Raw genomic sequence first — 18,576 nt, 5'->3', positions numbered from 1 at the left:
ATTCAATGGCGGCTTAATGACTTACCAAGTATTAATAAGTATATTTTTTATTTTATGAAATATATTTTCACAGGCAAGATGTGCTTCTCCATGAAATAAAGATTCAATAGCCTTCATCCTTAAACCTTTTTTTCCATCCGCACGGATAGCTTTATTCAAGATCTGCTCTACATTATCATCCGCTATTTTATATATGAAATCATCATTAACTGGCAATAGTGAATAATCTGGTTCGTAGTTTTGATGTGATTTTTCAGAAAAATCATAAGCAACAATAGGCTTGCCTGTTAATAAGAAATCGAACATTACGGAAGAGTAATCAGTAAGTAATAGATCGAATTTATTTAAATGAGGATAGATATCAATATCATTATCTATATAGTAAAACCCTTTTACCTTCAGAAGGGAAAAGTCAGCCTGATTTGAGCCAAAATCATAATAATGCTTATGAACTTTTAGATATACATCAACACTATTTTTTATTGCAAACCTCATTACATTGGTAAGAAATTCTGATGTTAATACTGGCGAAACTTTATCTCTCTGCCATGTTGGCATAATAATTATTTTCTTCCTGTTGCTTTTTATCGCCAGATCTACAGCAGGTGAAAATTTCGCTCCAATCATTTCAGATGGATAGGCATCCCGAACAATGACTTCATTCCTAGGATAACCTGCATGAATGATGTTATCACATCCAAAGGCTTCTTTCCAATAATCATCCAGCAAAGTAGATGGGCTTAAAAAGTAATCAACATTGCATGCCCAGCTTGTTGCCAAAGCATGATTTACATTCCTTAATGAGATATATGGCGTTAGTTGCAACATTAATTTTTTAACTGATATTCCATGCCATAACTGTATCTTTATCGCCCCCGCAAGGCAGGCGTAATAATATATATTTTTTTTAATTGCTACATATGGCGTGATGCTAAATATAGCTATTCTAGCTTCAAGTAGCAGGTTTATTGTCGCAGTATCATTCAAACCCAAATGATGAACAGGTAAGTTCGCAGCTGTTAACTCGTCAACAATGCTTTTATTTTCTGTACACCATATACAATCGACAGAACCATTTCTAACCATTGATAAAAATAAATATTTAGAATTTTCAGAAAATGAATCATGCCCTATAAAAACAACCAAATTCTTTTTCTTTTTTTTGTTTGAAATTTCTGAAAATGATTTCAGATGCTCATTAAAAAGAAGATTTTCAATAGTATTCATAAAATATAAGCACCTACTGATAGTGATTTCTTATTTTCAGGTTGTAAGCATTTTCACCACCTCAATAATCGAGGTGGTCGAAATCGATGGCGTTCTGGGAAAATAGACCACTTCGCACAGGTACGACAAACTATCAAAGCGCCCTGCCCAGTCATCACCCATCACCAGCGTATCGGCGTTAAACTGGCGAATATAATCCGCTTTTTTCTCCAGCGACTCTTCGAGAAACACGCTGTCCACACATTTCAAGCCGGCAACAATCTCCATGCGATCGTTTTGGCTGTAAACCGGCATCCGGCCTTTTTTCTGCATATTTAGCGCATCGGAAGAGATACCGACGATCAGTCGCTCCCCCAACTGCCCGGCGCGTTGCAGAATATGCAGATGCCCGATATGAAAAACATCAAACGTGCCAAAAGTAATGATCGTTTTCATACCAGCCCCAGCGTCTTCTGTCGTAGCCAGCATTGCGCGGCAATTTCATCTATGGCTTTTTGCTCTTTTACCTGCGCCTCATTGCTCAACTCGTAGCGCTTATCATCGAGCGTCATGGCGACGATTTTCTCTTCGCAGGCCGCCGCGACGAGGTTTTTCTGAATACGCTGCTCTTTGATTTTAGCCAGCGTTTTTTCCTGTTCTTGCCAGGCAATAACCGTGCGCAGCGTGCCTTTGTATCCGGTCACGTTTTTGAGTGATTCAACCGAAGGCGCGTCAACGCCGGTGCCGGTTTTTTGGATCAGGTAGCCCAGCGCTTTGATGTTATTGTCAAAACCAGTACAAACCTGCTGCTGTTTAGCCAGCTGTACCGTCATGTCTTTGACCGATTTATCCCGCAGGCGCTGCAGTTGCGCCAGGGTATCGATAATTTGCCGCATAATTATTTACCTTCCGTTTTCTTCGCCAGCGGAAACAAGGTCTGTAAGCGGCTTTGCACCAGTTCCAGAGAGGCCGGTTCACTGACTTCCTGGCGCAGAAAACGCTCGATGGCGGGGAACACTTTGACGGCCTTATCCACGCTGGGATCAGCTCCTGCAACATATCCACCCAATGGGATCAGTGGCTTAATTTCCATATAGGCGGCATAGTTTTGTTTCAGCAGACGGGCCGACTGTTGGTGTTCCTTGGGCGTGACCTGGGTCATGCATCGACTGATCGACTGCCCAATATCAATGGCTGGATAGTGTCCGGCCTCCGCCAGCTTACGGGTTAGTACGATATGCCCGTCCAGCACCGCACGCGCGCAGTCGACGATCGGATCCTGCTGATCGTCCCCTTCCGCCAGTACCGTGTAAATGGCGGTCATCGACCCTTCGCTTTCACTGTTACCCGCGCTTTCCACAAGCTTAGGGATCATGCCGAACGCCGACGGCGGATAGCCTTTCGTCGCCGGAGGTTCGCCCAGGGACAGCGCGATTTCACGCTGCGCCATGGCATAACGGGTTAACGAATCCACCAGCAGTAAAACGTGATGTCCGCGATCGCGAAACCAGGCGGCGATAGAGTGGCACAGCTCGGTGGCTTTCAAACGCATTAACGGCGACTCATCCGCCGGTGCCGCCACGATAATAGATTTTGCCAACCCTTCCGCGCCCAGCGAGTGATCGATAAACTCCTTCACCTCGCGGCCACGCTCGCCAATCAACCCCACCACCACGATGTCGGCCTTCGTCTGGCGGGTGATCATCCCCAGCAGCACGCTTTTACCCACACCGCTACCGGCCATCAGACCCACGCGCTGGCCTTTGCCGATAGTGAGCAGGCCGTTGATTGCTTTCACGCCGACATCCAGCGGTTGATTCACCGACCGGCGCGTGAGGGGGTTGATGGAAGGTGCCTGAGGCGGCAGCACGTCATTGCCCGTCAGACGCCCTTTGGCATCCAGCGGTTCGCCCAGACCATTGACTACCCGCCCCAGCCAGCTTTCGCTTATCAGGATCTCCTGCGCTTTTTCTTCGGGGAAAACGCGCGCACCCGCCATCAGCCCGACGGGGTGCTTGAAGGGCATCAGGTAGGTGATATCGCGGTTAAACCCCACCGCCTGCGCATCGATCAACGTATGGTTGGCGCTTTCGACGCGGCACAGCTGGCCGGTCACCAGCGGACAGCCCACGCTCTCCAGCAAAATGCCGTTCACGCGCACCAGTCGCCCGGCAACCCGGGCTAAAGGGATCGACTCAATGGAGCGCAGCGCGTTGTCAAAGCAGGATAGGTCACTCACCCGTCGGCTCCGGCAGCAGCGACTCTTTCAGCGCCGACATGCATTGGTCGAGACGATGCTCGCAGCCAATATCCAGCTCGGATTTATCGGTAATTACCCGACACTCGCCTGCCTGCAGATCGGGAGATGGGGTCAACCCCCATTCAGCGACTTTCTCCGGCGCAGCGTCTTTGATACGGTTAAACTCTTCATTACTCAGTAGGACCTGTAGCGACTCAGGCATCGCCGGAAAGGCCGAAATCGCCTCTTCAACCAGCGATAGCAACTGCGTCGGTTGCAGCGCCAGCTCGCAACGAATCACCTGACGCGTAACCTTTTCCACCAGCTGCAGCAGGTCCTCCCGCTGTTTACGCTGAATGTGCGCCAGGTAGTCGTTCACTTTGTCGGAGATAACTGCCAGCGGCTGCGCTGCCCGCTCAAACTGCTTGCGCCCTTCCTGCTGTCCGGCCAGGCTGCCTTCAGTGTATCCCTGACGACGGCCTTCATCGTGGCCCTTCTGATGGCCTTCCTGAAAGCCCTGCTCCTGGCCTTCGGTCATCCCTTGTTCAAATCCTTTTTGCAGTCCTTCCTGGAAGCCATCCATCAACTGGCGCTGATAATCCGCCGGCGTGATCCCCGGCGTGAGCTGTTCAGCCTGCAAATGGCGCTGGCGAGGGGGAAAACGGTGCAGTCGGTAACGACCACGAATGGTTTCAATCGCCATGTGTTACTCCGCCGTCTGTTCAGCAAACAGCTGTAGCTGAATTTCACCCGCTTCCTCAAGCTCGCGGGCAATCCCCATAATTTCACGGCGGATCTGCTCAATACGGCTCACCGGAACCGGACCCAGGCGCGACGTTATCGCCTCCAGCTGTTGGACCTGACGCTTAGGCATCACGGCATAAATCGAGCGGCGCAACAGCGCTTCGGTCCCTTTCAGCGCCACCGCCCAGTCTTCCATCGGCACTTCGTCGAGCAGGCGACGACGCACTTCATCACTTTGGCGGCTCAGAATGAAGAAGTCGTACATTTCGTCCTGCAACTGTTCGAGGACATCTTCATCGCGTTCGCGCAGCTGATCGAGGATCACCTGTTGATTACCCTGGAAGCGGTTCACGATATCCGCAGCCTGCTTGATCCCCTTCACTTTCGAACCGTGTTCAGACAGCACTGACAGCCCACGTTCGATCAACCGATCCAGCTCATCCACCACGTCGCGGTTCACATCGTTAAGCTTGGCAACCCGATAGAGGATCTCGTTTTGCACCGACTCATTCATGTAAGACAGTACCGTCGCTGAGATCTCCGGCGTCAGGAAGGCAAGGAAGACGGCCTGCAATTGCAAATGTTCTTCTGAGATCAGTATCGCCAGTTGGCGCGGTTCCACCCATTGCAAACGCGCCATTCGTGAGCGGATCTCATCACCGTAAATGCCGTTGATCACGCTGCTGGCGATTTCCGTTCCCAGCGCTTTATTGAGGATCCCTTGCAGCATGGAACGCGAGGCGCCGTTAATGCCGCTCTGCTCGCGGAACTCATCAAAAAAGTTATTGATCACTTTTTTCGCCATGCTGGTTTTTACGCCTGACAGACGCGCCATGTTTTCACTCAGACGAACCACCTCTTCGCGGCTGAGCTTTTGCATCACTGTGGCTGCCGCCTCCTCGCCCAGACACAGCAATAAAATTGCTGCCTGTTCCAGGTAGCTGTTGTTACTACCGTTATTTATTGTCAATTCGCTCATTGCTGGTAATCCATTGTCTGAGAACTTCAGCTACGCGATCGGTGTCGCTCATCGCCAGTTTTTGCAGGAACTCCAGCTTCACTTCCAGACCAGAACTCTGCGAAGGCAGGCTATCGTCACCAGGGAAAGAAGGCAGTTCGATATTTTTACGTTCATCTTCAGCAGCCGCAAAATGGGGTTTGTCCGCAGGAATCGCGATAGGTACGGCGTCCAGCGCCAGTTCAGGCGGTGAGGTCCGGCGGCGCTCGGCGGTCAAACGTTTCATCACCGGGCGCACGACAAACAGCAGCAGCAGTAAAGCCAGCAGGCCGCAGCCAATTAAGCGAACCCAGGCCAGAATGCTGTCATCCTTCCAGAAAGGCAGCACCGGCTCGACGGGGATCGACTGCGGCACAAAGTTGAGCAGCGATAAAGACAGATTGTCGCCACGTCTGGCATCAATTCCGGCAGCGTTATTCAACAGCGCCGTCAACTGGGTGGTTTGTTCCGGTTTCCAGTTCTTCAATGCAGGCGCACTCTGGTTGAGCACGACGGCCACATTTAACCGTTTGATATCGAATCCTGGATGCTGGATATGCTCAACGCTACGGTCCCACGAATAATCGCGTTTGTTCTCGCTATGTTTTGACAACGCTGCTGGCTGGCGAGACTCTTCTGGCGTTGTCCCGGCGGCGCCGTTTCCTACCTGGTTCGTCGCCAACGGAGGACGATTGCTCAGCGAGCCGGGGATCCCCATGGCAATTTGGTTGGTATCGCTATCGAGCACCGTTTCTTCACGATTCACCTTCGGCGTATCGCCGTAATGCTCCTGGGTTTCGTCGATATTGCTCAGATCGAGATCTGGCATCACGCTCACCCGATAGTTGCCGGTGCCGACCAGCGAGTCGAGGACATTTGCGAGACTGGCGCGGGTCTTATCCTGAATATCCTTGAGGATCTGGTCGTGCTTACGCGTCGCCGCAGAAACGGCTTCTCCCGCGCCAATGCCGTCGGACAGTAAATTCCCCGCCTGGTCGACGACGCTAACCTTCGACGCATTCAAATTAGGTACGCTGCCGGACACCAAATGCACAATGGCATTGACCTGATCCATACCCAGCTTGCTGCCGTAATGCAGACGCACCACGACCGAGGCGCTGTTTTGCGGCTCGTCGCTGACGACAAAGGAACTCTCTTCATTCAGTGCCAGGTGCACGCGGGCGCTCTCGACGGCGTCCAGCGTCATGATGCTCTGCGCCAGTTCGCCTTCCAGACTTCGCTTATAGCGGACATTCTGCACAAACTGACTGGCGCCCAGCACTTCGTCTTTATCCATCAGCTCGTAGCCGCTGGGCAGCATGGCCTGCACGCCCTTCGCCGCCAGCGTCATCCGCGTTTTAGACAGCGCGTCTTCCGGAACCAGAATTTGCCCGCTTTGCGGGTCGATACGGTATTCCAGCTTTTCGCCGTCCAGCACGGTGACTATCTGAGATACCGGGAGATTTTCCTGGCTACCGTACAGCGAAACATAGCCGTGGTTACCGTTCCATAGCACGCTGACAATTATGGCGGTAGCCGCCAGAGCCGCAGCCGCCACCAGTATCAGGCGTTTATTACCATCCAGTCTGAAAGAGAACGAGGGTAAAAACTGAGTGATTTTTTTTATTAATTCATTCATAGCGTTAGACTGACATGCTCATCAGGTCATTGAATCCGGAAGCCACTTTATTTCGGACCTGTACCAGCGCAGAAAACGATAACGATGCCTGCTGACTGGCAATCATGGCCCCCGCCAGGTCATCACTTTTCCCCATTTCAATGGCCGTTTGCTTTTGCTCCGCGACCTGCTGGAATTGATCAACATGATTCAGCGCACCTTGCATGACGCGGTCGAACGAAACCGGAGAAGATGCCAGTTGGGTGCCCACGGCGTTAATCTGCATCGGCGAAAGGACGGGTGCCTGCGCGACCGCTTTCATCTGCTGCATGTCCTGCATCATTTGCGTCTGCATCGTACTGGCTGGGGCTATCGTATTTATGCTCATGACCTACTCTTAAAATGTAAAAAGCGTTCTCGGTACCACAGACTGATTCAGGAAAAGATCTCAATTCCCTGCTTTCGCATTGACGCCAGACGATAACGAAGCGCGCGTGGGGTAATGCCTAACAAATCAGCAATTTTGGTTTTATTGCCCTGATATTTACGCATCAGGTCAGCGATATATTGATACTGCGCGCTACGGCCATGCTGGCCCAGATTATCGCTGGTCGTTATTGGCAGACTGGGCTTTGTCTGCCATTGCGGCTCGCTCCAGGAATCTGACTCAATGGATGGCAGACCTAAGGTATCGGGATAAATAACGCCATCACGATTAAGGATCATCCCTCGTTGAATAGCGTTCTCTAGTTGACGCACGTTACCCGGCCATTCGTAGCTGAGTAACGCCCGGCGTGACGACTCAGAAAGCTTGATATTTTTAACCAGCACCGTGGAGTATTTTTTGATAAAGGACTCTGCCAGCGGAAAAATGTCTTCCATACGTTCACGCAGCGGCGGCATGGTCAACGGAATAACTGATAACCGATAATAGAGATCTTCTCTGAAGCGTCCTGCGGCCACCTCTTTTTCAATATTTTTATTGGTACAGGCAATTAAACGGAAGTTCAGTTTGATTAAACGGTTACTGCCTAAGCGCTCAACCTGTTGTTCCTGCAATACACGCAATATTTTAGCCTGTAGCGCTAAAGGCATATCGCCAATCTCATCCAGCAGTAATGTGCCGTTATTGGCTAATTCCATTTTCCCCGGCACGGTAGCCACTGCCCCGGTGAATGCACCTTTATCATAGCCAAACAGCGTGGCTTCCAGCATATTTTCAGGGATAGCGGCACAGTTCACCCCGATATAAGGTGCCTGAGGATTCTGCGCAAACGCAATTGAATGGATAAATTTGGCGACACATTCTTTACCAGTACCTGTTTCACCATGGATAAGGACTGGAACATTAAACGCAGCAATACGCCTTGCCATTGAAAAAACATTGATACTGGAGGCTGCTTCGGCAATAAGTTCAAACATGATTATTTTACACTTAGAAGTAAAGTTAACATCCGTTACGAGAAATATACACATCATTCCAAAGCACAATCATCGAATAATAGATATCGCCCGTGCCATGTCTTAATCCCATCCTTGCTCATGTTTTACCGCCCCATCAAAGGGCTGCCCTATCGAAGACTATTTTCAAATAGGGTTTTTCCTAAAAAAATACTAACACCGGAGCCATTAACAATCCTAAATTAAAAGATAATAAAAATATTATTTTAACAAAAACAATAACTTAGATTGATTTAAACATAAAAACCAGCAACACAAGACATGCCCTAAGAAGGTAAGCTTATTAGTGGGGAGTATCACGCAGACGTAATTAATTATTTTTTAATTATAGCCTAATGCCATTAATAACTTGCAGAGAAAATGGGTAAATTATCTAATGTCCAGCCCTACATCAGAGACGAGAGTAGGTACTGCATTTCATATCTAATGGACTTCAATAATATGAGAATAGCGTCAAGGATGAACCATAAATTAAATGGATTTATTTTTTCTTTGATAACCGCGGGATTTGATATCAATTCATCCGTCCCAGAAATTACAGCTGAGAAAGCGTACCATGCTGAAATATAGTCAAACGCCCGGAATCTTTAAACTTGAAGGAAACCGGCTTGGGCGTCCTTATCATCGTCTGCCGACTATGTTCACGGGTAATTTTGATACAATTGAATCACATCTTGGAAACTATTTCCTCAAAAAACACCGCACAAATATAACACTCAGAAAAATACAATGCGAGATGGATGTTATCAATAAAAGTGCAGAGCTATTAGTCTCGCAGGTTGGGCATTTGGCCTTTGATATCGACCGCGCGCTATTGTTAATGTTGCTAGGCAACTTTTATGGTCTGACGTCATCGCTTGCAGACGAAAAATCAGAAGATGATTTACCGACCAAAACAGAAATCCGGCTGCGAAGCAGACTGGCTCTGGATATTAGCAATATTATTTTTAATAAAAATATATCGGGTATTCCGCTGACGCTAAAACCGGACAGCAGTACCGTACAAACACATTGGGCGTATCAGCTTACATTTGTTTTAGGTGATGAGGAAAATTGCAGTTTCCGCATCTTATTGGACGATTCCCATACTGATTACATTCTGAATTTAATCCGTCGTAGCGAGCACGGCGAGAAGAAAAAGCAGGTTGATAAAGCCAGCATTGAGACGCGTAAAAAAACGCTGATCAAAGAAATTGTTCATACGCTGCCGCTGACCATGAACGTCAAAATTGCAGAAATCCCCCTCAATGTCGCCGACCTGACAACAATCAAGCCCGGGGATATTTTACCTATCGCCATGCCTGATACTTTCCCTGTTTATATCGGGAAATCCGAATTATTTAATGCCCTGATCGTAGAGGACAAAGACAAACTGTTTTTGTCCGAATTAACGAGCAAGACGGAGAAATCCTATGAGTAAGCCAGAAGATATTTTAGAGCAAGGTTTCGAGTTAGCGCCCGAAACAACCACGCCGCCCGCGCCGTCCGTAGCAGAATCGCTGGTATCACGTTTAGAAGATCGCTTTTCCGAGTCGATGTCGCTACTCAAACGAATTCCAGTCACGCTCACACTGGAAGTATCCTCCGTGGAAGTGATGCTGGCCGATCTGCTGAACATTGATGACGACACCGTCATTGAGATGGACAAGCTCGCCGGTGAACCGCTGGATATTAAGGTCAACAATATCCTGTTAGGTAAGGCTGAAGTGGTGGTGGTCAATGAAAAGTATGGCCTGCGCGTCCTTGAATTCAACACACATGAAATCAACGACCTGGCACCATGAAACGCGCACCAACACTCACGCTCATCCTGGGTATCTCATTACTCATCCTTTCTCCCTTTGCCTGTGCGCAAGGGGGAGATATCCCGTTGCTGAATGTGATTTCGCACGGCAATAGCCAGGAATACAGCGTAAAAATTCAGGTTCTGCTCCTGATGACCCTGGTGGGTATTCTGCCTACTCTGGTGCTGATGATGACCTGTTTTACCCGATTTATTATTGTTCTTTCCCTGCTGCGTCAGGCGTTGGGGCTGCAGCAAACGCCGCCCAACCGCATACTGATTGGCATTGCGCTGTCGTTAACCATGCTGGTGATGCGTCCAATCTGGATCAACATTTACGACCACGCGGTTGTGCCTTTCGAAAACGATCAAATCACGCTCCCTGACGCCCTGAGCACCGCCGCCTCACCGTTGAAGCGCTTTATGCTGGCGCAGACCAACAAAAAAGCGATTGCGCAGATAATGACGATCGCCAACGCCAAAGGTAATGCAGCCGATCAGGATCTCTCCATTATCGTACCGGCGTATGTGCTGAGCGAACTTAAAACTGCCTTCCAGATAGGCTTCATGATTTACATCCCGTTCCTGGTAATCGACCTGATCGTCGCCAGCGTGCTGATGGCGATGGGGATGATGATGCTGTCGCCGCTGATCGTGTCGCTGCCCTTTAAGCTGATGCTGTTTGTACTTATTGATGGCTGGGCGCTGACCGTCGGTACGCTGACCTCCAGTATTCGCGGTCTGGGATTAGGCTAACGGAGTTCGGATATGTTAACCATTGATGTAGCGGCCGATATCGTCGCCAGCGGCATAAAAGTCGTGATTATTTTAGTCTGCGTGTTGGTCGTTCCCAGCCTGCTGGTGGGGATGCTGGTCAGCATTTTTCAGGCCGTGACGCAGATTAACGAACAAACGCTCAGTTTTTTGCCCAGGCTTATCGTCACCCTCGCCGTATTGGGAATTTGCGGAAAATGGATGATCGTCCAGTTGAGCGATCTCTGCGTGCATCTGTTCACTCAGGCCGCCATTCTGGTGCACTGACATGCGCGAAACAGACGTTACACAGTTAAGTAACCTGATACTGGGCATGTGGTTTCCGTTCGTGCGCGTTATGGCGTTTATTCACTACGCGCCGGTGCTGGATAACGCGGCGCTCACGGTGCGGATACGCATTATTTTGTCCCTGGCGCTGGCCTTTATCATTACACCGCTTATCCCCCATCCCGTTCCTGACAGCCTACTGTCGATCAACAGCATTATTTTGACCGCAGAGCAGTTTCTGTGGGGCATGCTTTTTGGCCTGATGCTGCAGTTTTTATTTTTAGCGCTGCAGCTGGCGGGCCAGATCCTCTCATTTAATATGGGGATGAGCATGGCGGTGATGAACGATCCCAGCAGCGGCGCGTCCACGACGGTACTGGCGGAGATGATCAACATCTACGCGGTGATATTGTTCTTTGCGATGGATGGACATTTGCTGCTGGTGAGCATTTTATTCAAAGGTTTTACCTACTGGCCGATTGGCAATGCGCTGCATCCGCAATCTCTGCGCACCATTTCCCTGGCACTGGGCTGGGTGTTTGCCGCAGCCACGCTGCTGGCGCTGCCGACAACCTTTATCATGTTGATTGTCCAGGGTTGCTTTGGCCTGCTTAACCGCATTGCGCCTCCGCTCAACCTGTACTCTTTAGGTTTTCCGATCAACATGCTGGCAGGTCTTATCTGCTTTGCGACGCTGCTTTACAACCTGCCCGACCACTATCTGCACCTGGCAAACTTCGTCTTGCAGCAGCTTGACGCGCTCAAGGGGCACTATGGCGGATAGCAGCAGCGAAGAAAAAACAGAAAAACCCTCGGCGCAAAAACTTCGCAAAGCCAGGCAAGAGGGGCAAATTCCGCGCTCAAAAGATATGGGGCTTGCCGCCAGTCTGTTTGCCGCGTTTATGGTGATTTCCAGCAGCTTCCCCTGGTATGAGGATTTTGTCCGCGAAAGCTTCATTAGCGTGCATCAGTATGCGCAGAACATTAATGACCCGGACATCATCGGCCAGTTCCTCGAGCACCATTTGCTGATTTTAGCCAAGTTCATTCTGACGCTGTTACCCATGCCGGTCGCCGCGCTGTTTGCCTCGCTAATTCCCGGAGGCTGGCTGTTCCTGCCGAAGAAAATTTTGCCGGACTTTAGCAAATTAAGCCCGCTCAAAGGGATTGGCCGCTTATTTTCTACCGACCACCTGGTGGACACCGGCAAGATGGCGATCAAAGCGATTGTCCTGCTGGTGATGCTGTGGATTAGCGTACGCAATAACGTTGCTGCTTTTCTGGGATTGCAGGAGCTGTATTTCAAACAGGCCGTCAGCGATGGCCTGGCGCTGTACAGCGGTATTATGCGCAACTTTATCATCCTGTTTATTTTCTTTGCGTTGGTCGATGTCCCTCTGGCAAAAAAAATGTTTATAAAAGGGCTTAAAATGACCAAACAGGAGATCAAAGAAGAGTATAAAAATCAGGAAGGTAAGCCAGAAGTTAAGGCCAGAATCCGTCGTCTGCAACGGCAAATGGCAATGGGGCAAATTCGCAAAGTTGTGCCAAAAGCCGATGTGGTGATCACCAACCCAACCCATTATGCCGTGGCGCTGCAGTATGACCAATCGCGCGCCGCCGCACCTTTTGTTGTCGCTAAAGGTACCGATGAAATCGCGCTGTACATCCGTCAGGTTGCGGCGGAGAGCAACATTGAGATAGTTGAATTTCCTAAGCTGGCACGCTCCGTTTATTACACCACCCAGGTCAATCAACAGATCCCATTTCAACTTTATCGGGCGATTGCACACGTCCTGACCTATGTACTGCAAATGAAACACTGGCGTGACGGTTCGCAAGCTCGCCCTTCGCTGAACAGACATATTTCCATTCCCAAAGAGGTTCTTAAGCTGGATGCCGAAAACAACTAAACAACTCCTCGCGCTGCTGCGTAACGGTAACATCGGTATTCCGCTGGTAATACTGTGTATCCTGGCGATGGTGATCCTGCCATTACCACCAGCCCTGCTGGATATTCTGTTCACCTTTAACATCGTGCTGGCGGTGATGGTGCTGTTGGTGGCCGTTTCCGCGAAACGTCCGCTCGAATTCAGCCTGTTCCCAACCATTTTGCTGATCACCACCTTAATGCGCTTGACGCTGAACGTGGCGTCAACACGCGTGGTATTGCTACACGGTCATATGGGCGCAGGTGCTGCCGGCAAGGTGATTGAATCCTTCGGTCAAGTGGTGATCGGCGGTAACTTTGTCGTCGGTTTTGTGGTGTTCATCATTCTGATGATCATCAACTTTATCGTGGTTACCAAGGGTGCCGAGCGTATCTCCGAAGTTTCGGCCCGCTTTACGCTCGACGCCATGCCCGGGAAGCAGATGGCGATCGACGCCGATCTGAACGCGGGCCTGATTAATCAGGCCCAGGCACAGGCGCGACGTAAAGACGTGGCGGGTGAAGCGGATTTCTATGGCGCAATGGACGGTGCGTCGAAGTTCGTGCGCGGTGATGCCATCGCCGGGATGATGATCCTGGCCATCAACCTGATCGGCGGCGTGTGTATCGGTATTTTCAAATACGATTTAAGCGCCGAAGCCGCATTCCAGCAATACGTACTGATGACCATCGGTGACGGTCTGGTCGCCCAGATCCCGTCTCTGCTGCTGTCGACGGCGGCGGCGATTATCGTTACTCGCGTGAGCGACAGCGGCGATATCGCCACAGACGTACGTAGCCAGCTGCTGGCCAGCCCTTCCGTGCTCTACACCGCCACCAGCATTATGTTTGTGCTGGCAGTGGTGCCGGGAATGCCGCATTTCCCATTCCTGGTGTTCAGCGCCCTGCTAGGGTTCACCGCCTGGCGTATGAGCAAGCGCCCGAAGGTAGCAGAAACTGAAGAGAAAAATCTTGAAACGCTGACCAAAACCATCGTTGAAACCACCGAGCAACAGGTCAGTTGGGAAACGATCCCCTTAATTGAGCCAATCAGCCTGAGCCTGGGGTACAAGCTAGTGTCGCTGGTGGACAAATCCAAAGGGAATCCGCTCACCCAACGTATTCGCGGTGTGCGGCAGGTTATTTCAGACACAAACGGCGTGTTGCTGCCGGAAATTCGCATTCGCGAAAACTTCCGTCTAAAACCGACCCAGTACGCCATTTTTATCAATGGGATCAAGGCTGATGAGGCCGATATTCCCTCAGATAAGCTGATGGCGCTGCCTTCCAGTGAAACCTACGGCGAGATCGATGGTGTTTTGGGCCACGATCCGGCCTACGGCATGCCGGTCACGTGGATTGTCCCGGCGCAAAAAGCCAAAGCGCTAAATATGGGGTATCAGGTGATTGATAGCGCCAGCGTCATCGCGACGCATGTGAATAAAATCATTCGCAACTATATTCCCGACCTGTTTAACTACGACGATATTACCCAACTGCATAACCGCCTCTCTTCGATGGCCCCTCGTCTGGCGGAAGATCTGAGCGCGGCGCTGAATTACAGCCAGCTCCTGAAGGTTTACCGGGCGTTGCTGATCGAAGGCGTGCCGTTGCGCGATATCGTCACGATAGCTACCGTTCTGGTCGCCAGTAGCGCCGTCACCAAAGATCATATTCTGTTAACGGCAGATGTGCGCCTGGCGCTGCGTCGCAGCATTACCCATCCGTTTGTGCGCAAAGATGAGTTGGCGGTGTACACCCTGAATAATGAGCTGGAGAATCTGCTGGCAAATGTGGTGAATCAGGCTCAGCAAAGCGGCAAAGTGGTGCTCGATAGCGTACCGGTCGATCCGAATATGCTCAATCAATTCCAGACCAATATGCCGCAGATTAAAGAACAGATGAAAGCCGCGGGTAAAGAGCCGGTCCTGCTGGTCGCCCCGCAGCTACGTCCTCTGCTCGCGCGCTATGCGCGCCTGTTCGCACCGGGTTTGCAGGTGTTGTCTTATAACGAAGTTCCTGATGAGCTGGAATTAAAGATCATGGGGGCGTTGAGTTAACCCCTGACGAGGCGGTGTCATTTACACCGCCCTGTTGATTACAGAATGGTATTTTCCGTCAGAATACGACGGGCGCCGAGGTAATGATCCTGCCAGAAGTCATCGGATAAATTACTCACCCGAATAGTTTCTCCGGTACGCGGCGATTCAATAAATTGCCCCTGCCCCAAATAGACGCCCATATGATCGGCAATATCCCGGCTGTGAATATGGAAGAACAATAAATCCCCACGACGAAGATCGCGATTGGCGACGATGGTCGCCCGCCGATAGTGATACATTTCATTCGCCGTACGCGGCAATTTTGCCGCCAGGATTTTGTTGTAGGCATAAAAAATCAGCCCGCTGCAGTCAAAACCTTGCTCCGGGCGGGTCCCGCCCCACAAATAAGGTTTACCCAGCTGCTGCTCGAGACGGTGGATTGCCACTTCGGTCATGTTATGCAGATGATCGCTACTGAGAAAATGGTCATTCTCGGCCAGCTCCTGCCAGCGATGATCGCTCGCTTTCAGCGGCCCCGGGAACCACTCCGGGTGCTGTTTAATCAGCGTCCTGTTTTGCTGGCGCAGCGCGCTTTTACTTTGCGCATTGCCTTCCACCACATAACTTGCCTGCTTTTTTACCTGCGCGTGGTACTGCTTTAGCAGCCGGGCACGGTTACGCATGCGCATTTGCGCCGCATAGCTTAAATGGGCGTCCGATAAGAGAGGCTGAACTTTGGCGACTGACGGTGAGGATAACACAACACACAAAGACAGCAGGCCCGGCAAAAAACGTCGGGGCGCAGAGACAAAAGACATGAAAACAAGAATACCTAATCAAATACGTTCGGCGCAGTCTACCGCTATTGCCGGGTATTCCATTTTAATATTCGATTATTAAATTATTAATTTTTTAAATTCAATACATTAGGAATTCTGCACTCATAAGACTAAATGAAATGCGCTCACGCGCAAAATACGCCAGTGTCTGACTGCCTTTAAGTACAATTTTCCGTATAAAGAAAATCTAAAGTGTAAACGCCGCACGAGAGACTTGCGAAAAACTCTCTGGGTGATAATGTGAGCGCTCCAGATCCAGATTTATCCGATTTGGGGACTCTTTTTGCCATCCTGGCGTGTGTAATCGTTTTATCAAGGAATAAGCAGTATGCGTAAAATCGCATTTTTTCTTGCGATGCTTTTATTGCCGTGCGTTTCATTTGCCGGTTTGCTGAGCAGTAGCAGCCCAACAACGCCAATCAGCAAAGAATATAAGCAGCAATTAATGGGCTCCCCCGTCTATATCCAGATCTTCAAAGAAGAGCGCACGCTGGATCTGTACGTCAAGATGGGGGAACAGTATCAATTGCTCGACAGCTATAAGATCTGCAATTATTCCGGCGGCTTAGGGCCGAAACAGCGTCAGGGTGATTTCAAAAGCCCGGAAGGGTTTTACAGCGTTCAGCGCGGACAGCTCAAACCAGATAGCCGCTTCTATAAAGCGATTAACATTGGTTTCCCTAACGCCTACGACCGCGCCCACGGTTATGAAGGTAAATACCTGATGATCCACGGTGCCTGCGTTTCTGTCGGTTGCTATGCGATGACCGACAACGGTATTGATGAGATTTTCCAGTTTGTGACCGGCGCTCTGGTATTCGGCCAGTCCAGCGTTCAGGTGAGCATTTACCCATTCCGCATGACTGACGCGAACATGCAGCGCCATAAGTTTTCGTATTACAAAGATTTCTGGTCGCAGCTAAAACCGGGATACGATTACTTTGAACAAACGCGTAAGCCACCGACCGTTTCCGTTGTCGATGGCCGTTATATCGTCAGCAAGCCGTTGAGTCACGAAGTGGTTCAGCCGCAGCTGGCATCAAACTACACGCTCCCCGAGACAAAATAGCGCCCACTCGCCTGGCATAATCTTTTGCCAGGTTTCATTGCCGGTTAGCGGCTGAGTGGCAATCACGGTGACCACATCATTGGGTGTGGTCTCTGAGCTAAAATCAATTTCCACATCCTGATCCAACAATGTCGCCACGCCAAACGGCGCACGTCGCGTGATCCAGAACAAATTGGTCGAGCAGAAGGCCATCACATAACGCCCGTCAGACAACAGCATGTTGAAGACGCCCTTCTCCCGTAGTTCTCCTGCCAGCGCCGCGATATATTTGAACACCGCCGTCATATTGCCAGGCGTGCGCGGATAACGCTCGGTCAGCTTATGCAGCAGCCAGCAGAAGGCTTTTTCGCTGTCGGTTTCCCCGACCGGGCGGAAATTACCGGTTTCCAGCGATTTATAGCCGCTCAGCTGCCCGTTATGAGCATAGGTCCAGTTGCGTCCCCATAGTTCACGCGTAAACGGATGGGTGTTTTCCAGCGCCACTTCCCCCCGATTCGCCTGACGAATATGGGCAATCACGGAACAGGATTTGATGGGATAGTCTTGTACCAGTTTGGCGATAGGCGAATTAAAGCTGGGTTGCGGATCTTTAAACGTACGGCAGCCCTTACCTTCATAAAACGTAATACCCCAGCCGTCTTTGTGCGGCCCGGTACCTCCCCCGCGCTGAACCAGCCCGGTGAAGCTAAAGCAGATATCGGTTGGCACATTGGCGCTCATCCCGAGCAGTTCGCACATACATCACCTCCACAAACGCCTTAAGCGGGAAGGCGTAATTGTTACAGCCAATCAAAACTCAAAATATCAGAGAAAACAATATGCTATACCCTAAATAATTCGAGTTGCAGGAAGGCGGTAAGGGAAGAAATCCCCAGGAGCATAGATAACTATGTGACTGGGGTTTCTGAGCGCAACCAACGCACCTGCAGCTTGAAGTATGACGGGTATAGTTATTTAACCATCTCTTTTTCGATCAGTTGAATCAGAATATGGATCACTTTGATATGAATTTCCTGAATACGGTCAGCGTAGCCAAAGTGCGGCACGCGAATTTCGATATCTGCGCTGCCCGCCATTTTGCCACCATCTTTACCGGTCAGGGTGATCACTTTCATCCCTTTCTCACGCGCTGCGGCAATCGCTTTAATTACGTTACCGGAATTACCCGAAGTCGAGATGCCTAACAGAACATCACCTTCACGACCCACGGCTTCTACGTAGCGAGAGAACACATAATCGTAACCGAAATCGTTGCTGACGCAGGAGATATGGCTGACGTCAGAGATAGCGATCGCCGGGTAGCCAGGGCGGTTTTCACGATAGCGTCCGGTCAGCTCTTCGGCAAAGTGCATTGCATCGCAATGGGAACCGCCGTTACCGCAAGAAAGTACCTTACCGCCGGCTTTAAAGCTGTCTGCCAACAGGACCGCCGCGCGCTGAATGGCGTGAATATTGGCGTCATCTTTAAGAAAATTAGCCAGCGTTTCCGCCGCTTCGCTCAGTTCGTTACGAATAAGATCCTGGTACATGAGGATATCCTTCAGCATGAATGTAAATGACAAGACGCAGTGTACCGGATAGCGCTACCAGCGAGAAGTACAAGCCAC

At 50.3% G+C, this 18,576-nt stretch carries 20 protein-coding genes; 8 read left to right on the top strand and 12 right to left on the bottom strand.

Annotated elements, in window-relative coordinates:
• Positions 1-21: 21 nt before the first annotated feature.
• The 9 genes from RYZ59_RS03055 to RYZ59_RS03015 are packed head-to-tail and all read right to left on the bottom strand — an operon-like array spanning position 22 to position 8,226.
• Positions 22-1,227 (bottom strand): CDP-glycerol glycerophosphotransferase family protein, encoded by a 1,206-nt coding sequence (locus tag RYZ59_RS03055; protein WP_318045099.1) that lies wholly within the window; start codon positions 1,225-1,227, stop codon positions 22-24.
• 36 nt (positions 1,228-1,263) lie between these two features.
• A complete protein-coding gene (locus RYZ59_RS03050) occupies positions 1,264-1,662 on the bottom strand; it encodes an adenylyltransferase/cytidyltransferase family protein (protein WP_318045101.1) in 399 nt (132 codons plus the stop codon).
• Positions 1,659-2,102: a flagellar export protein FliJ gene (gene fliJ / locus RYZ59_RS03045; protein ID WP_318045103.1), complete on the bottom strand. Its 444-nt coding sequence runs from the start codon at positions 2,100-2,102 to the stop codon at positions 1,659-1,661. The genes RYZ59_RS03050 and fliJ overlap by 4 nt, the downstream gene beginning before the upstream one ends.
• Before the next feature lie 2 nt (positions 2,103-2,104).
• Entirely contained in the window at positions 2,105-3,445 is a 1,341-nt protein-coding gene (fliI, locus tag RYZ59_RS03040) for a flagellar protein export ATPase FliI (RefSeq protein ID WP_318045106.1), read from the bottom strand.
• Entirely contained in the window at positions 3,438-4,148 is a 711-nt protein-coding gene (gene fliH / locus RYZ59_RS03035) for a flagellar assembly protein FliH (protein WP_137384405.1), read from the bottom strand. Before fliH ends, fliI begins: the two co-directional genes overlap by 8 nt.
• 3 nt (positions 4,149-4,151) lie before the next feature.
• Positions 4,152-5,168, bottom strand: coding sequence for a flagellar motor switch protein FliG (locus RYZ59_RS03030; protein WP_003838846.1), 1,017 nt, complete (start codon positions 5,166-5,168; stop codon positions 4,152-4,154).
• Positions 5,146-6,825 carry a flagellar basal-body MS-ring/collar protein FliF gene (gene fliF / locus RYZ59_RS03025; RefSeq protein ID WP_318045110.1) on the bottom strand — a complete coding sequence of 560 codons (1,680 nt, stop codon included), beginning with the start codon at positions 6,823-6,825 and terminating at the stop codon, positions 5,146-5,148. The genes RYZ59_RS03030 and fliF overlap by 23 nt, the downstream gene beginning before the upstream one ends.
• A gap of 4 nt (positions 6,826-6,829) precedes the next feature.
• Complete coding sequence (locus RYZ59_RS03020; RefSeq protein WP_047406025.1) at positions 6,830-7,192, bottom strand: flagellar hook-basal body complex protein FliE; 363 nt, start codon at positions 7,190-7,192, stop codon at positions 6,830-6,832.
• A 47-nt stretch (positions 7,193-7,239) separates the two neighbouring features.
• On the bottom strand, positions 7,240-8,226 hold the full coding sequence (locus RYZ59_RS03015) for a sigma-54 dependent transcriptional regulator (protein WP_318045113.1): 987 nt from the start codon (positions 8,224-8,226) through the stop codon (positions 7,240-7,242).
• A 595-nt stretch (positions 8,227-8,821) separates the two neighbouring features.
• Between RYZ59_RS03015 and RYZ59_RS03010 the strand changes: the two genes are divergently transcribed.
• The 7 genes from RYZ59_RS03010 to RYZ59_RS02980 are packed head-to-tail and all read left to right on the top strand — an operon-like array spanning position 8,822 to position 15,079.
• The gene (locus tag RYZ59_RS03010) at positions 8,822-9,685 is read left to right on the top strand and encodes a FliM/FliN family flagellar motor switch protein (protein WP_318045117.1); all 864 of its coding nucleotides are present in this window, start codon (positions 8,822-8,824) and stop codon (positions 9,683-9,685) included.
• Positions 9,678-10,049: a FliM/FliN family flagellar motor switch protein gene (locus tag RYZ59_RS03005; protein WP_079940078.1), complete on the top strand. Its 372-nt coding sequence runs from the start codon at positions 9,678-9,680 to the stop codon at positions 10,047-10,049. The genes RYZ59_RS03010 and RYZ59_RS03005 overlap by 8 nt, the downstream gene beginning before the upstream one ends.
• Positions 10,046-10,804, top strand: coding sequence for a flagellar type III secretion system pore protein FliP (gene fliP, locus RYZ59_RS03000; RefSeq protein ID WP_079940079.1), 759 nt, complete (start codon positions 10,046-10,048; stop codon positions 10,802-10,804). Before RYZ59_RS03005 ends, fliP begins: the two co-directional genes overlap by 4 nt.
• Positions 10,805-10,816: 12 nt before the next feature.
• A complete protein-coding gene (locus tag RYZ59_RS02995; protein ID WP_003838859.1) occupies positions 10,817-11,089 on the top strand; it encodes a flagellar biosynthetic protein FliQ in 273 nt (90 codons plus the stop codon).
• A 1-nt stretch (position 11,090) separates the two neighbouring features.
• Positions 11,091-11,873: a flagellar biosynthetic protein FliR gene (gene fliR / locus RYZ59_RS02990; protein WP_318045122.1), complete on the top strand. Its 783-nt coding sequence runs from the start codon at positions 11,091-11,093 to the stop codon at positions 11,871-11,873.
• Positions 11,863-13,002: a flagellar type III secretion system protein FlhB gene (locus RYZ59_RS02985; RefSeq protein ID WP_318045125.1), complete on the top strand. Its 1,140-nt coding sequence runs from the start codon at positions 11,863-11,865 to the stop codon at positions 13,000-13,002. The genes fliR and RYZ59_RS02985 overlap by 11 nt, the downstream gene beginning before the upstream one ends.
• Positions 12,986-15,079: a flagellar biosynthesis protein FlhA gene (locus RYZ59_RS02980; RefSeq protein ID WP_318045127.1), complete on the top strand. Its 2,094-nt coding sequence runs from the start codon at positions 12,986-12,988 to the stop codon at positions 15,077-15,079. Before RYZ59_RS02985 ends, RYZ59_RS02980 begins: the two co-directional genes overlap by 17 nt.
• Positions 15,080-15,117: 38 nt before the next feature.
• Here the strand turns inward: RYZ59_RS02980 and RYZ59_RS02975 are convergent, their stop codons facing one another.
• Positions 15,118-15,879, bottom strand: a complete 762-nt coding sequence (locus RYZ59_RS02975; RefSeq protein ID WP_318045130.1) for a C40 family peptidase — start codon at positions 15,877-15,879, stop codon at positions 15,118-15,120.
• 349 nt (positions 15,880-16,228) lie between these two features.
• On the opposite strand from RYZ59_RS02975, the gene dpaA reads away from it, so the two are divergent.
• The gene (gene dpaA / locus RYZ59_RS02970; RefSeq protein ID WP_318045132.1) at positions 16,229-16,969 is read left to right on the top strand and encodes a peptidoglycan meso-diaminopimelic acid protein amidase; all 741 of its coding nucleotides are present in this window, start codon (positions 16,229-16,231) and stop codon (positions 16,967-16,969) included.
• On the opposite strand, the gene RYZ59_RS02965 is transcribed toward dpaA, so the two are convergent.
• Both RYZ59_RS02965 and lpcA read right to left on the bottom strand, forming a co-directional pair.
• Entirely contained in the window at positions 16,940-17,707 is a 768-nt protein-coding gene (locus RYZ59_RS02965; protein WP_069323846.1) for a class II glutamine amidotransferase, read from the bottom strand. The two genes, dpaA and RYZ59_RS02965, sit on opposite strands and share 30 nt — an antisense overlap.
• A gap of 212 nt (positions 17,708-17,919) precedes the next feature.
• Positions 17,920-18,498 (bottom strand): D-sedoheptulose 7-phosphate isomerase, encoded by a 579-nt coding sequence (gene lpcA, locus RYZ59_RS02960; protein ID WP_016151815.1) that lies wholly within the window; start codon positions 18,496-18,498, stop codon positions 17,920-17,922.
• Positions 18,499-18,576: the final 78 nt, after the last annotated feature.

The sequence above is a fragment of the Citrobacter sp. HN-141 genome, from assembly GCF_033341895.1.
In the GTDB taxonomy this organism is placed as follows: Bacteria; Pseudomonadota; Gammaproteobacteria; order Enterobacterales; family Enterobacteriaceae; genus Citrobacter.
This window is presented reverse-complemented; position numbering and strand designations above follow the sequence as displayed.

Coding starts and splice junctions, on each gene's coding strand:
- RYZ59_RS03005 (WP_079940078.1), top strand. CDS start 9,678: ATGAGTAAGCCAGAAGATATTTTAGAGCAAGGTTTCGAGTTAGCGCCC.
- RYZ59_RS02975 (WP_318045130.1), bottom strand. CDS start 15,879: ATGTCTTTTGTCTCTGCGCCCCGACGTTTTTTGCCGGGCCTGCTGTCT.
- RYZ59_RS02985 (WP_318045125.1), top strand. CDS start 11,863: ATGGCGGATAGCAGCAGCGAAGAAAAAACAGAAAAACCCTCGGCGCAA.
- RYZ59_RS03010 (WP_318045117.1), top strand. CDS start 8,822: ATGCTGAAATATAGTCAAACGCCCGGAATCTTTAAACTTGAAGGAAAC.
- fliF (WP_318045110.1), bottom strand. CDS start 6,825: ATGAATGAATTAATAAAAAAAATCACTCAGTTTTTACCCTCGTTCTCT.
- RYZ59_RS02980 (WP_318045127.1), top strand. CDS start 12,986: ATGCCGAAAACAACTAAACAACTCCTCGCGCTGCTGCGTAACGGTAAC.
- RYZ59_RS02995 (WP_003838859.1), top strand. CDS start 10,817: ATGTTAACCATTGATGTAGCGGCCGATATCGTCGCCAGCGGCATAAAA.
- RYZ59_RS02965 (WP_069323846.1), bottom strand. CDS start 17,707: ATGTGCGAACTGCTCGGGATGAGCGCCAATGTGCCAACCGATATCTGC.
- dpaA (WP_318045132.1), top strand. CDS start 16,229: ATGCGTAAAATCGCATTTTTTCTTGCGATGCTTTTATTGCCGTGCGTT.
- RYZ59_RS03020 (WP_047406025.1), bottom strand. CDS start 7,192: ATGAGCATAAATACGATAGCCCCAGCCAGTACGATGCAGACGCAAATG.
- RYZ59_RS03055 (WP_318045099.1), bottom strand. CDS start 1,227: ATGAATACTATTGAAAATCTTCTTTTTAATGAGCATCTGAAATCATTT.
- fliJ (WP_318045103.1), bottom strand. CDS start 2,102: ATGCGGCAAATTATCGATACCCTGGCGCAACTGCAGCGCCTGCGGGAT.
- fliR (WP_318045122.1), top strand. CDS start 11,091: ATGCGCGAAACAGACGTTACACAGTTAAGTAACCTGATACTGGGCATG.
- fliP (WP_079940079.1), top strand. CDS start 10,046: ATGAAACGCGCACCAACACTCACGCTCATCCTGGGTATCTCATTACTC.
- RYZ59_RS03050 (WP_318045101.1), bottom strand. CDS start 1,662: ATGAAAACGATCATTACTTTTGGCACGTTTGATGTTTTTCATATCGGG.
- fliH (WP_137384405.1), bottom strand. CDS start 4,148: ATGGCGATTGAAACCATTCGTGGTCGTTACCGACTGCACCGTTTTCCC.
- lpcA (WP_016151815.1), bottom strand. CDS start 18,498: ATGTACCAGGATCTTATTCGTAACGAACTGAGCGAAGCGGCGGAAACG.
- RYZ59_RS03030 (WP_003838846.1), bottom strand. CDS start 5,168: ATGAGCGAATTGACAATAAATAACGGTAGTAACAACAGCTACCTGGAA.
- RYZ59_RS03015 (WP_318045113.1), bottom strand. CDS start 8,226: ATGTTTGAACTTATTGCCGAAGCAGCCTCCAGTATCAATGTTTTTTCA.